Raw genomic sequence first — 14,209 nt, forward strand, 5'->3', positions numbered from 1 at the left:
ATACACCTTCGTGTTTTTTTTAGTTAGCATAAAAGCTTACTTTTGCACGTTACAAATAAAAACCAATACATGACTGTATTTATAATTAAAGCCGCTCAGTTATTTTTGAGCCTTTCTATATTAGTTGTTTTGCATGAATTAGGACATTTTGTTCCTGCAAAACTGTTTAAAACCAAAGTAGAAAAATTCTACTTATTCTTTGATGTTAAATTCTCTTTATTTAAGAAAAAAATTGGCGAAACCGTTTATGGTATTGGTTGGTTACCACTTGGAGGTTATGTAAAAATTGCCGGAATGATAGATGAGAGTATGGATAAAGAACAAATGGCTAAACCACCACAACCGTGGGAGTTTCGTTCTAAACCAACTTGGCAACGTTTAATTATTATGCTTGGTGGTGTTTTTATGAATTTTTTATTAGCGTTCTTCCTGTACATGGTGATTTTGTTTGTTTGGGGAACTGTTTATATTTCTAAAGATGATGTAAAACATGGTTACGGCGTTAGTAAAACTATGGAGAACTATGGTTTTCAGCAAGGAGATAAAATTGTATCTGTAGATGGTGAGCCTATTGAAGATTTATCAGAAGATGTTAGTAAATACCTAATGTTTAGAAATATAGAAACGATTAAAGTAGAGCACCCTAATGGTACTATTGAAGATCTTGCTATTCCTGAAGATATAGGAAAACAGCTTTTTGCTGCTGGAGATTTACCTGCTTTCGAACCACGTTCTCCTTTTCAAGTAGAAGAAGTAGAACCAGGTTTACCTGCAGAAAAAGCAGGACTTATGGCTCAGGATAAAATTGTATCTGTAAATGGAAATCCGATTACTTATTTTTCAGATTTTACGTATCAATTAAAAAATAGTGCGACAAAAGACATTGTTTTACTAGTAGAACGTAACAATGAGCAAAAGGAATTTACTTTAACACCAACCGAAGATAATAAGGTTGGTATTGTAGTAACAAGAACAGATCCCGATTTTATAAAGGTAAACCAAAGAGAATATACTTTAGGCGAAAGTGTTTCTGGAGGAATTAGCAAGGGATATTGGGAGATAAAAGATTACTTAGCACAATTTCAATATATATTCACTAAAAAAGGAGCGTCGCAAATTGGAGGCTTTGCTGCAATCGGACAAATGTTTCCTGCGCAATGGAACTGGCAAGTGTTTTGGAAAATGACAGCATTCTTATCTATTATGCTTGGTGTTTTAAATTTATTACCAATTCCTGCACTTGATGGTGGTCACGTAATGTTTTTATTATATGAAATTATTTCTGGAAGAAAACCAGGAGATAAATTCATGGAATATGCGCAATTAGTTGGTTTTGTACTTCTTATAGGTTTGGTTCTGTTTGCAAATGGTAACGATGCATTCAAAGCAATACAAGATTGGTTAAATTAATTTAAAATTTTTTTAAAAAAGATTTGTAGTAACTAAAAATAAACATATATTTGCGCTCGCAAAAGCGAATAACACTCCTCTTTAGCTCAGTTGGTTAGAGCATCTGACTGTTAATCAGAGGGTCCTAAGTTCGAGTCTTAGAAGAGGAGCAAGTTAGAATAAGCCACTATTTATAGTGGCTTTTTTTATGGGGTAAAGTCAAAGGAGTGTTCTGCTAATACTCCTTTAGTAGCTAGGCTTTTAGGGTCTCTAAAAACCATTCGTCTACACTTGTTTTCCACTTATCTATAGTTGTTATGTGTCTTAAAGAATTTTTTAAAATTTAGATTCTTCTTTATTTAGTTTTGGTCTAGTTAATTCAAACAAACACCATGTCTAAGACAAAAACGCCCTCTTGCTTCATTAGAATAAGCAATATGTTTTTTAAAAAGAAACAAACAATTAATAAGAATACGTTTAACCAGTATGCCGTTGAAATAGATGCAAAAAAAGATAATTTACAAACAATGGGAATACGTGCATTAAATAAAAACATAAAGAATTTAGAATTTATAAATCATTTAGAAATGAATTTACAAGACAAGCAAATAAATAATATGCCTCTTGAATTTTTAACAGATTTAAACACACTAAAGCAGCATTCTCAATGTAATCTTTTAACAGCACTTCATGCAATGAATAAATTTGAGTAAAGTATCTAAATAGTTCTAAAAACCATTCGTCGACACTTAAATGCTATTCACCTACACTAAAATTACGCTAAACGAAATTTTAATCCGCCGTGATCTCATTAAGGTACCTTTGAGGTAATTAAAACAATACCTTTAATATGATTAAAAAACTTAAAATTCTGCTTATTGAAGATGACATGATAGAAGTTATGAAATTGAATAGAACCATTTCAACTTTAAAATTAGATCATAAAATCATCGAAGCTAACAATGGGGAAGAAGCTTTAGAAATATTAGAACAAAAGGACAACTTACCTGATATTATTTTATTAGATTTAAATATGCCTAAGATTAATGGTATTGAATTTTTAAATATTCTAAAAAAGGATAGTGTTTTAAAGTACATTCCAACCATAATTTTATCGACATCCAACAATCAAAAAGATTTGCTGGAATGTTATAAAACAGGAGTAGCAGGTTATGTGATTAAACCCTTAAAATATGAGGATTACGTTAGTAAAATTGAAAAATTATTAGCATATTGGAGTATTAATGAATTAATTGTAGTTTAAAATAATGAAAGGTATCGTTTTTACAGAGTTTTTAGAATTAGTAGAAGATAAGTTTGGTCTAGAAATGGTAGACAATATTATCACGAGTTCTACCTTAGAGTCTGAAGGTGTTTACACCGCAGTTGGTACCTATAGTTTTTCCGAAATGCTACAGTTATTAGGGCATTTAAGTGAAAATACAGGTATTTCTATAGATAACCTACTTTTGGTGTACGCCGAGCACTTTTTTAGCGTTATTGAAAAAAGTTATCCAGGTCTTTTAGCTACCTATAAAGATCCTATTGAAATGATTTCATCTATAGAAAATCATATTCATGTAGAGGTTAGAAAGATTTATCCGGATGCAGAATTACCAACCTTTGAAGTCGTAGAAAAAACAGAGAACTCTTTGGTGATGATATATAAATCTAGTAGATCTATGCATCATTTTGGTCTAGGATTAATGAATAAAACATTTGAACATTTTAATGCAACAGCGACCATAGATTTGCAAAAAATTAAAGAAGACGGAACGGAAGTTAGATTTGTTATTCATAAAAATTAATGAGTCAAGAACAAACCGAAATATTACAACGTGCTTTAAAAAGAGAAAGAGCTGCACGAAAAGCAGCCGAGAAAATTCTAGAAGAAAAATCCAGAGAGCTATATTTTACTTCCCAAAAGCTAGAGCAACTGTTAGACGAGAAATCTACACAATTAGAAGGTGTTTTTGAAAATATTCTAGATGCATACGTTGTTATGGATCTTGAAGGTAACTTTATAAAATTTAACGAAGCAGCAACCAAATTATTTGGGTACGATATAATTAGAGATGAAGTAAATGTTATAAACCTTATTTATAAAGAAGATCTTTCCTACGCAATGACCTCTTTCTTGGCATTACAAAGCAAAGGTTTTTTTAAAAATTATGAGGCTAGAGTGTATACCAAATCCAAAGAGGTAAAATGGGTACATATAAATGCAAGTGTAATTTATGATAAAGATCAAAACCCCGTAGCAGCACAAGGTGTAGTTAGAGATATTACAGATCAAAAAATATCGGAAGAAAAATTAATAGAGTCCGAAAATAGATTATCAGCGCTTATTTTAAACTTAGATAGCGGTATTGTTTTAGAAGATGAAAACAGAAACATAGTACTCACAAATAATAAATTTTGTGAGCTTTTTGGAATAGATGCAAAACCTACGGAGTTGTTAGGTATGGATTGCACAGCGGCATCCGAGAAAAATAAAGTATTGTTTAAAGATCCTAAGGGATTTATGCAAAGGATGCGAGATATTGATGCTAATAAAAAAACAGTAGTTGGTGACGAGCTAGAAATGATAGATGGTAAAATTCTAGAACGCAGTTATATGCCTATAGTATCAGGAGGTGCATATAAAGGTTATTTATGGACCTTCACAGATGTCACCTTAAAAAGAACCTACAGAAAAAGCCTAGAAGCGCAAAAGCAAAAATATTATAATATCATTGCTAATATGAATTTAGGGATGGTAGAGTTAAATAACGACGACGAAATTCTGATGGTAAATCAGAGTTTTGAGAAAATGTCTGGCTATACCGAAGCAGAAGTTAAAGGGAAAAATGCAAGAATACTTTTTTCTGCGGAAGACGGAGAAGAATTGTTAAAAGAAGAAAGAGAGAAACGACAAAAAGGGCTATCCAACTCGTACGAACTCAAAGCGGTTTGTAAAGCAGGAAAGACGAGACATTGGTTAGTAAGTGGGGCACCAAACTATAATATAGATGGTGAAATAATTGGGTCTATTGGAATCCATTTAGATATTACCGAAACTAAAAACCTAGAAGTTCAAAAAGAAAAATTATTAGAAAAACTAGAAAGAAGTAATGACGAGTTACAAGAATATGCACACATTGTATCGCATGATCTAAAATCACCTTTACGTAGTTTACATGCATTAGTAAGTTGGTTAAAAGAAGATAATCAAGGGAAGTTGGACGCGGTAAGTCTTCAAAATTTCGGACTTATTGAAACCACTTTAGAGAAGATGGAACAGCTAATTACAGATGTGTTAAATTACTCTAGTGTAGGAGCCGACAATGCCGTTAAAGTGGATGTAGATTTAAATAGTATGGTTAGTGAATTGATTAATCTGTTATACATTCCGGAGCACATAGAAATTAAAAGTCTTCATGTGTTACCTGATATACAAGGCGATAGAACAAAGCTGCAACAGCTATTTCAAAACCTAATTAGTAATGCTGTTAAGTTTATAGATAAAAAGTGTGGTAGTATTATTATAGACGTAGAAGATTTTAAAAGCCACTACAAATTTTCAATACAAGATAATGGTATTGGTATTGATAAAAAGTATCACGATAAAATATTTAAAATATTTCATTCTTTAAAGAAAAGTAAGGATTCCTCAGGAATTGGATTGTCTATCGTTAAGAAGATTGTCAATTTACACGACGGAGAAATATGGCTAGATAGTGAGCCAAATGTAGGAACTACTTTCTATTTCACATTAAAAAAATAACGATGAAAACAGTACAATTAGTAAAACATAAAAATAAAGATTGGGAGTACGTAATTGAAAAACAAGAATTAAAGGAACCTTTAGTTATTGTTTTTGGGAATAGATATTTGTTAGAAGAAGATGCTATTTACGAAGATATTAGAACGTTATTTCCAGATGGACATATTATTTTTGGTTCTGCATGTGCCGAAATTTCATCAGATACTGTAAACGAAGAAAGCATTACAGTAACAGCTATAGAATTTGAAAAAAGCAACTTCCTAATTAAGACAAGTAATGTTTTAAACACCGACTTAGACAGTTTTAAAACAGGAGATGATCTTATTAAACAATTTCCAAAAGAGGGCTTAAAATACGTCTTTGTAGTGTCAGAAGGCAGCTTTATAAACGGTAGTCAGCTCACCAAAGGGATGAGTGCTTCTACTGGTGATAATTTAGTAATCACTGGCGGATTATGTGGGGATGATTCGCGTTTTGAAAAAACACTAGCGTCTTATAATGAAAATCCTAAAGAAGGCGAGTTAGTTGCCGTTGGTTTTTATGGAGAAACACTAGAAATATCTTTTTCTATTCATGGTGGATGGACACCTTTTGGACCAGAACGTATTGTTACAAAATCGGAAGGCAACACATTGTATGAGTTAGATGGTCAACCAGCTTTAGATTTATATAAAAAATACTTAGGAGATAAAGCTAAAGATTTACCAGGAGCAGCCTTATTGTATCCTTTAAATGTAACATCTGCAGATGAAAATCAATCTATTGTAAGATCTATTTTGAATATTAATGAAGAAGAAAATGCGGTGATTTTAGCAGGAGATATTAAAGAAAACTCCAAAGTACAGCTCATGATGACTAATGTAGATAATATTGCAAATGCATCCGAACGCGCGGCAAGACAAGCTCTAGAATATAGAACAAACAAACCAGAGCTAGCTATATTAGTAAGCTGTATTGGGAGAAAACTAGTGCTGGACCAACGTGTAGAAGAAGAAATTGAAGAAGTAATTGATGTACTAGGAAAAGATACCGTTATCACCGGTTTTTATTCTTATGGAGAAATAGCACCTTTTCATGGAGAAATGGCTTGTCAGTTACATAATCAAACCATGACTATAACGCTAATTAGCGAATAATGAATTCATTATTAAAAAGACAAATACGTAAATTTTTAAGTGAAGAATTAAAAAACAATGGAGATTTAACTGCGTTTATTAATGCTATAGACCTTTCTTATAATAATTTTGACGAACAATCTAGCATGATTCAAAGAGCTATGTCTATTAGTTCCGATGAGTTATATAGTGCTAACCGAAAGTTGCAAAAAGAAGCAGAAGAACAAAAAGAAGTCATTGATAAATTAAAAAATGTTATCCATACACTAAAGTTTTATAATTTAAAAGAAGACGAAAATCCAGAAGAAGTAGAATTAACAGGTTCTGATTTGGTAGATTTTATTGATAATCAAACCAAAGAGATTATCGAAATGAATAAGCAGAGACAATCTCTTTTAAACGAATTAGCCCATCAAAATCAAGAACTTAGTGACTATGCGCATATGGTATCTCATGATTTAAAATCACCATTACGAAGCATTGATGCTTTAACGGCCTGGTTAGATGAAGATTACAAAGATACTTTTGATGATAATGGTAAAAATACATTACATCTTATTAGAAATAATGTAGAAAAAATGGATACCTTAATTAATGGTATTTTAGAGTATTCCACCATTGGAAAAAATCAAATAGAGCTTTATGATGTCGATTTAAATAAGCTTATAGATGGCATATTGAGTAGTATTAAAATTCCAAATCATATTCACATAACAAAAACGAATTTACCAACTATAAAAGGAGATAAATACAGGTTACAACAATTGTTTCAAAACCTGATAGGTAATGCTGTAAAATATAATGATAAAGCGAAAGGAACTATTGAAATTGGTGTAGAAGATCAAGATAACTATTGGCAGTTTTATATAAAAGATAACGGTAAAGGTATTGAAGAAACCTATTTTGATAAAATTTTCAAAACCTTTGAAAAATTAGAGAATAATCCAGATTCTTCAGGAATTGGATTGTCTATTGTAAAAAAAATCGTCGAATTATATGGTGGAAAAATATGGCTAGAATCACAAGTCCATATTGGAACTACTTTTTATTTCACCTTAAAAAAATCCCCAAATGGAACAACCCAACCAATCCTACATTAACAGCTTGTCTGGAGACGATAAAGCTTTCAAACAAAAATTAATTGACGTTATTAAAAAAGAGTTTCCAGAAGAGAAACAAGTGTATTTGGAGAACTACAATGCTAAAAATTATAAGTTAGCAGCAGATAATGTGCATAAACTTAAACATAAAATTAGTATTTTAGGCCTAGAAAAAGGGTATGAGGTTGCTGTAGCATACGAAAATAATTTATTGGAAGGTTCTACCAACCAGAAAAATCAATTTGAAGCTATACTAACTAATATCACCAAATATCTAGAAGAAATTTAAACACAACGTATGAATTGTATTGTTATTGATGACGAAGCAACAGCTAGAATGATTATTTCTCAATTGTGCTCCAATGTACCAAGTCTTAATGTTTTTCAGGAGTTTCCTAATGCAATGCAAGCCATTAAATATTTAAATCAGAAGGAAGTCGATTTAATTTTCTTAGATATACATATGCCAGATTTTACAGGTTTCGATTTTATTGAAACACTTAAAAATCCGCCAAAAATTGTACTTACCACATCCGATCCTAATTTTGCTATTCAAGCATTTGAATATGATTGTATTGTAGATTATTTAGTAAAGCCAATCACACAAGAGCGTTTTCAAAAAGCAATTGATAAAGCAGAAGCGAAACAAAATAAACCTGTTGCAATTGCATCAAAAGCAGAAAAAGTAGAAAGTACTTCGGGTAACGATTTATATGTAAATATTGATAGACGCTTAATTAAAATTGATATTCCAAGTATTTATTTAGTAGAAGCAAAAGGGGATTATATTCAAGTAAAAACCGAAGATAAAAACTATACCGTACATTCTACTTTAAAGAAAATTGAAGACAAACTACCAGATGCCTTGTTTTTAAAGGTGCACAGATCGTATATTATAAACATTCAAAAGATAATCGATATAGAAGATAATAGTGTTTTAATTAAAAAAGATGTTATTCCTGTTAGCAGATCGAATAGACCAGAGTTAATGAAAAGATTGAATTTATTATAATAGTTGTATTACAACGATTTTTTTAAGGCATTCGTCTTAAAGTATTTTTCAAGTCCTATTTAAAACAATAATAAAATGAATTCCCATTATTTTTGAGGTCTAATCAGTTGAGGGATTTATTGGTTAATAATTTAAAGGACAGAAATTAATTTTTTTGTCCTTTTTTTTATAAAATAATTAGACATTAAAAAGTCCCTTGAAGTATTTAATCATCCTTCACCTTTCGCTAATATCTCTCCCAGCGCATTAAAACACCTTTGTTTTAGTAGGTATATTTAAACCTTTAGAAAATAGATTTATAAAACGTTTAACTAAATGTTTTCACCATTCATCTATACTTAAAATTGCACTTATCGAAAAGTATAAAACCCAACTGTCTTTACATATAGTTTTGCCATCAAATTAAACCAAACCCGATGAAAAAATTAGTAGCTACCACAGCAATCTTATTAAGTATCTTTTTAATGTCTTGTTCTGCAGAGGAAGAAAATAATACTGCAACACATAATGCTTCCGAAATTATAGACATAGAATACACATCGCTAGATTATGAAATAGCAGAACTAATTAATGCGCATAGAATTTCCATAGGTCTTCAAGCTTTACATATTTTAAATCATGCTTCTTCGGAAGCAATTTCACATAATCAGTATATGGTGAATCAAGGTGTGCTTAGTCACGACCATTTTAGTGAACGTTCCCAAAACTTAAAAGATGCAGTGAATGCAAAACACGTATCCGAAAATGTTGGTTATGGGTATGTATCGGCGCAATCTTTAGTGAATGCTTGGTTAAATAGTGAAGGGCATAGACAAGCAATCGAAAATCCAATATATACAGATTTTGGTATTTCTTCGAAGAAAGATGCCATAGGAAGTGCTTATGTTACCAATATTTTTGTAACGCTTTAATAGCTTATCTACACCTTTTTACCATTCGTCTACACTTAAATTGCACTAAACGAAAAACATATTTTAAGGCAAGTTATACTCGTAATTTTGTCTTGTAAATAAGAAATAAACAAATCATGACATCCACATTACACACACTAAAAAATCAAATAATAGTACTTGTAGTATTGCTTTTTAGCTTTTCTAGTCAAGCACAAGACATTCCTTTTAATTGTGATTTTAGTGCATATCTATTTCAGTATAACGATGTGTATTCCATTGACTTAGCGTCTGGTAATTCTTACCTTGCTGCTTCCAATATTACAACAGGAAATATAAACGCAACAGCATACAATCCAGCAGATGGTTATATTTGGGGATATTTAAGCACACCGTCACAAACTATAGTTAGAATCGGAAAAAATTTTCAAACTACATCTTTTAGCGTGCCAGAATTAACAACTGGGAATAAATATGTGGGAGATGTTAGTCCAGAAGGCATTTATTATTTAAAGGCAGGAGGAACAAGCTATTTTAAAGTAGATTTAGATCCTAACTCCGCAACCTATACGCAATACGTATCAACAGAAACGTTATCGCAAAATATTAGCATTCATGATTGGGCTTTTAATGCAGTAGATGGTAATTTGTATGCCGTAGAAAAAAACAGTAATATATTATATAGAATTGACCCAATAACAAGTACTGTAGTAGCTTTGGGCGAAGTGCCAATTTTATCTGGATTAAAGTATACGTACGGTGCTGTTTATTTTGATGGTGACGGACGATTTTACGTATCTGCAAACCAAACAGGAACCATATACGTGATTCAAAGTGTACAAGATTTAAATCCAACATCTATTATAGATTCTAATTTATTTGCATTTGGTCCTTCAAGTGCTAGTAATGATGGAGCACGTTGTCCAACAGCGCCTGTTGCGCAAGAGATTTGTGATAATGGTATTGATGATGATGGCGATGGTTTAATAGATTGCGAAGATCCTTCTTGTTCTGGTTTTGGTAGTTGCGAAGAAATTGCTGCTCCAACCACTGCTAATGATGGTGGTTTAGAAAGCAACGGAAGATTATCGGAAGCAATCAGTAAACGTAATTTTAATCGTGCTAAAAAGAGCTATGCGTTTGACCAAATGTCGGCAAAACGTGTTACTCCAAACCCTGTAAATTATACGAGCAGAACAATCAATGATTTTCAATTACAAGACTTTGTACCATTAACAACTATTAACGAAGATTATGCAGTAGAATCTACACCTACCGACTTATTAAACATTACCAATGCAACAGAAGTATACGCTGTAGATTATATGCAAAACGATGCTTCTATCGCTTCTATTTTAGCCTTAAAAACAGAAAATGGTGTATATGAACACACCAAATATATTTGTGACAGATTATTAGGAGCAGAATTGATTTCGGTATCTACCATAGATATTAATGACCAAGCATTTATAAAGTCTATTATTAAAAATGCAGATGGTTCTTATGAATATGTATTGAGTTTGTCTGCTAAAGTAGCTAATAACGACGTTAATTTTGAAGTAGAATCGCACTGGAACTTAGATGTATACGAAGCAGATGTGACCTTTTATAACTTTCAAATCTGGTCCGATTCTATAGACGATTTATATAGCCTTGCTCAAGAAGTGTTAAACTTATTAGAAGTGGTAAAACCAATTTCTGGTTACGAGTTATCTTCGCCTCCAACCGTTTTTGTAAGAAAAGGGAAATATAACAATGGCGCTTTAGACCTTCAAATTATAAATACCAATGCAACAGAAAATGTAACCTTCGATTCTGGATTTAGAGAAACAGAGACTAGTGATTTTAACTACACATCTTCTAATCTGGACTTAAACGAAAACTACATTACCGATATTCAAGTTCCAACGGGAAAGTTGTTTGATGTAGGATTTAGAATAGGAGACGGAATACACACACCAGACGATTTATTTATGTCAGATGGTCCATGGGGAATGGATGATTCGCAAGCAAGTACTGTGGTAACGAACTACGCTATCTCTCCCAATACTAATGATTTTGATGCCGCAGATTTTCCTATAGAAAGAAACGTATCGTTAAGCGCAACCACAAGTACGTATTTTGCGGCTTACAGAGCGTTGACACCACGTTTCAAAGCAGTAGACTTAACAGACTATAATAGCTTTAAATTACAAGCAAAAGGAACTGGAGATTTAGAAATTACTTTTGTAAAACAAAGTATTACCAATTGGGAAGAGCAATACAAAACAAACATTGCTTTAACAGCAAACTTTCAAAACTTTGAAATACCATTTTCAGAATTTAGATCTTCATTAAACGGAGACCTAGTATTGGATGATATTGTAACTATAGTATTTACAATGGTTAGTGAAGACGGTTCGAGAACAACAAAAGAAATGCAGTTGCAAGATGTACGTTTCTCAATAGCAAATACTTTATCCGTAACTAATATAGAAACAGAAGCGGATGTACTTGCGGTATATCCAAACCCAATGGTTACCAAAGCAAACATACACTTTACAGCAAACCAAACCGAAACGATACATTTAACAATCTACAACCATTTGGGTAAAGTAGTATATACAAAAACGGTAAAAGCGCAATCTGGTAAAAACCAAATAGCAATAAGCAGACAGCATTTAAGTACAGGTTTATATATCTGTAAATTATCAGGCACACAAATCTATTATAGTCCCTTGAAGTTACTTGTGAAGTAACACTAATTATTTATTTTTTTGATGTTGGTGTAGAAACCTAAAAACTAATAATAGCTTATAAGTTGGTTTCTACTAAAGGCAAGACTTTAAACTCTTGCCTTTTTTTTTGAGTAGTTTTGTTGGGTAAGGAAGTATCTATTAATTTTAGCTCATATTTTGAACAAGATTAATTACTGTTTTTGTGGTTACAGGTTTTATAATGAAATCTGTTATAATATCATAGGTCTTAGCCTTTATGAAATCTACGGAATCTACAGATGAACTTACAATATACAATTTGGTTTTATTTGAAACTTTCATTTTAACAAATTCATCTAGAAATTGCCATCCATCCATTATAGGCATATTTATATCTAATAAAATAAGTTTAGGAATCTCTTTTCCAGATGCTATCGTTTTTGATAACCCTTCCATTGCATCTTCACCATTATTGTAGATTGTAAATTTTGTGGAAATATTAGATAGCTCAAAAATTCTTTTTACAGCAAAAATAAAAACAGGATCATCATCAATTAAACAGACAGCGTTAATTTTCATCATGTTTTAAGTATATGGTGAAAGTTGTACCGCTATTTACTTTACTAGTTACTTCTACTTTACCATCCATGGACTCAATTTGATTTTTGGTAATGTAAAGTCCTAAACCTCTAGCGTCGTCATGTTGGTGAAATGTTTTGTATAAGCCAAAAATTTTATCTCCATGCATGTCTAGATTAATACCAAGACCATTATCTTCAATCTTAATTTTTACATACTTATTGGCCTTTTCTGCTGTAATGTTTATGATAGGATGGATATCTTCTTTTTTATATTTAATAGCGTTAGATATAAAGTTTAATAAAATACTTTCTAAATAAGCAGGTATCGCCAATACTTCTATTTTAGTGTCAATATCAATATTTATTTTTGCTTTTGTTTCTAGTATTTCTGCTCTAAAAGTTCCTAAAGCATCATTTGTGAAATTTAATAAATTATTACTTTCTAATTCTTGTTTTTCCCTGGTGTTTATATTCGCTACTTCATTTAAGTTTTGAATGGTTTCACTTAATTTGTTTACGGCTTCACTTATTAATGGAAAAAAATCATTTTTAGTAGATTCTGGGATTTCTTCTTGCATTAATTCCAATAGCATCTCTAAATTACCGGAATGTGATCTCAAGTTATGAGATACTATATGAGCAAAATTTTGAAGTCTTGTATTTTGACTTTTTGTAGTTTGTAATAGTGATTTAATTTTTTTATTTGCCTCCTTACTTTTAGATATATCTATAATATTAGAAATAAAATGCAGTGGTGCATGGTTTTGATCTCTAAGGATGGAAACTGACAACAAGCAGTGTATAATGGATCCATCTTTTTTGAGATACCTTTTTTCACATTCAAAACTATCTTTTGTACCATTCATCATTTCATTAATGTGTATTGGTATAATATTGATGTCACCAGTATGAGAGAGTTTGTTTACATTGGTATGCATTAGCTCTTCTTTTGTATACCCTAAATAATCACAAAATTTTTTGTTTAAATTTAAAATTTCACCGTTTAATCCCACTAATACCATTCCGTTTGGTGCATGTTCTAAGGTAGTACGTATTAATTGCTCTTTATATTGAAGCTCATTAATAATATTCGTTTTTTCAGTAATATCTTGAAAAACACCAAGTATTTTAACTACTTTATTGTTTTCTACAATGGGGAAACCAATAGATCGTACCCATTTTAGATTATTTTTAGCAGTCCGTATTAATAGTTCTGTGTCAAATTCTTCCCCATTCTTTGCCGCTTTATCAAATAACACAGCGATTAAATCTCTATACTTTCCTTCTTCGTAAAAATGTATAGCCTCTTCAAAATTGGGTGTATAGTCCTTTTCTACTTCATGAATAGATCGGGTCATAGGACTCCAAGTGATGCGCATGGTTTCAAGTTCTACTTCCCAAGACCCTATAGCAATAGATTGTTGTATGGAGTCTAAAAAGATGCTTGTGTCTATTTTAGATGTCTGTGTATTTTGGGTTTGAAGTAAGTAATTATAAACATCTTTCATATAAGTTGTAGGATTAGTCCTGGCAAGTTATTGGTTTACAAGGATTAAATAGATTTCGAATTACAAACATACTACCGTAAATCCGATTAAACGCAATTATTTACGTTAAAAAGCAATGTTATTTTATTGGTAACCTAATTAGAGCACTGGTT

13 protein-coding genes and 1 tRNA gene are annotated in these 14,209 nt (G+C 31.5%); 12 read left to right on the forward strand and 2 right to left on the reverse strand.

All coding sequences use genetic code 11. The annotated features are described in order from the left end of the window. The first annotated feature begins 69 nt into the window (after positions 1-69). The 12 genes from rseP (at position 70) to ACVCXO_RS16585 (ending at position 12,010) form a co-directional block, all read left to right on the forward strand. Positions 70-1,410 carry an RIP metalloprotease RseP gene (gene rseP, locus ACVCXO_RS16530; protein ID WP_452230696.1) on the forward strand — a complete coding sequence of 447 codons (1,341 nt, stop codon included), beginning with the start codon at positions 70-72 and terminating at the stop codon, positions 1,408-1,410. Between the two features lie 75 nt (positions 1,411-1,485). Further along, positions 1,486-1,559 (forward strand) — tRNA-Asn (locus ACVCXO_RS16535). A gap of 222 nt (positions 1,560-1,781) precedes the next feature. Next, positions 1,782-2,102: a hypothetical protein gene (locus ACVCXO_RS16540; protein ID WP_452230697.1), complete on the forward strand. Its 321-nt coding sequence runs from the start codon at positions 1,782-1,784 to the stop codon at positions 2,100-2,102. 137 nt (positions 2,103-2,239) lie between these two features. Then, positions 2,240-2,653, forward strand: coding sequence for a response regulator (locus tag ACVCXO_RS16545; protein WP_452230698.1), 414 nt, complete (start codon positions 2,240-2,242; stop codon positions 2,651-2,653). A 4-nt stretch (positions 2,654-2,657) separates the two neighbouring features. After that, entirely contained in the window at positions 2,658-3,197 is a 540-nt protein-coding gene (locus ACVCXO_RS16550; RefSeq protein ID WP_452230699.1) for a heme NO-binding domain-containing protein, read from the forward strand. Continuing rightward, the gene (locus tag ACVCXO_RS16555; RefSeq protein WP_452230700.1) at positions 3,197-5,155 is read left to right on the forward strand and encodes a PAS domain-containing sensor histidine kinase; all 1,959 of its coding nucleotides are present in this window, start codon (positions 3,197-3,199) and stop codon (positions 5,153-5,155) included. Before ACVCXO_RS16550 ends, ACVCXO_RS16555 begins: the two co-directional genes overlap by 1 nt. A 2-nt stretch (positions 5,156-5,157) precedes the next feature. Then, positions 5,158-6,291 carry an FIST signal transduction protein gene (locus tag ACVCXO_RS16560; RefSeq protein ID WP_452230701.1) on the forward strand — a complete coding sequence of 378 codons (1,134 nt, stop codon included), beginning with the start codon at positions 5,158-5,160 and terminating at the stop codon, positions 6,289-6,291. Beyond that, positions 6,291-7,370, forward strand: a complete 1,080-nt coding sequence (locus ACVCXO_RS16565) for a sensor histidine kinase (RefSeq protein ID WP_452230702.1) — start codon at positions 6,291-6,293, stop codon at positions 7,368-7,370. Before ACVCXO_RS16560 ends, ACVCXO_RS16565 begins: the two co-directional genes overlap by 1 nt. Continuing rightward, positions 7,342-7,659 (forward strand): Hpt domain-containing protein, encoded by a 318-nt coding sequence (locus tag ACVCXO_RS16570; RefSeq protein ID WP_452230703.1) that lies wholly within the window; start codon positions 7,342-7,344, stop codon positions 7,657-7,659. The genes ACVCXO_RS16565 and ACVCXO_RS16570 overlap by 29 nt, the downstream gene beginning before the upstream one ends. A 9-nt stretch (positions 7,660-7,668) precedes the next feature. Then, positions 7,669-8,382 carry a LytR/AlgR family response regulator transcription factor gene (locus ACVCXO_RS16575; RefSeq protein WP_452230704.1) on the forward strand — a complete coding sequence of 238 codons (714 nt, stop codon included), beginning with the start codon at positions 7,669-7,671 and terminating at the stop codon, positions 8,380-8,382. Positions 8,383-8,798: 416 nt separating this feature from the next. Then, a complete protein-coding gene (locus ACVCXO_RS16580) occupies positions 8,799-9,293 on the forward strand; it encodes a CAP domain-containing protein (protein WP_452230705.1) in 495 nt (164 codons plus the stop codon). A gap of 116 nt (positions 9,294-9,409) precedes the next feature. Continuing rightward, on the forward strand, positions 9,410-12,010 hold the full coding sequence (locus ACVCXO_RS16585) for a DUF6923 family protein (RefSeq protein WP_452230706.1): 2,601 nt from the start codon (positions 9,410-9,412) through the stop codon (positions 12,008-12,010). Positions 12,011-12,154: 144 nt separating this feature from the next. Here the strand turns inward: ACVCXO_RS16585 and ACVCXO_RS16590 are convergent, their stop codons facing one another. Both ACVCXO_RS16590 and ACVCXO_RS16595 read right to left on the reverse strand, forming a co-directional pair. Next, positions 12,155-12,550 (reverse strand): response regulator, encoded by a 396-nt coding sequence (locus ACVCXO_RS16590; protein ID WP_452230707.1) that lies wholly within the window; start codon positions 12,548-12,550, stop codon positions 12,155-12,157. After that, the gene (locus tag ACVCXO_RS16595) at positions 12,537-14,057 is read right to left on the reverse strand and encodes a PAS domain-containing sensor histidine kinase (RefSeq protein ID WP_452230708.1); all 1,521 of its coding nucleotides are present in this window, start codon (positions 14,055-14,057) and stop codon (positions 12,537-12,539) included. Before ACVCXO_RS16595 ends, ACVCXO_RS16590 begins: the two co-directional genes overlap by 14 nt. Between the last annotated feature and the right edge of the window lie 152 nt (positions 14,058-14,209).

Source organism: Lacinutrix sp. MEBiC02404 (assembly GCF_053601575.1).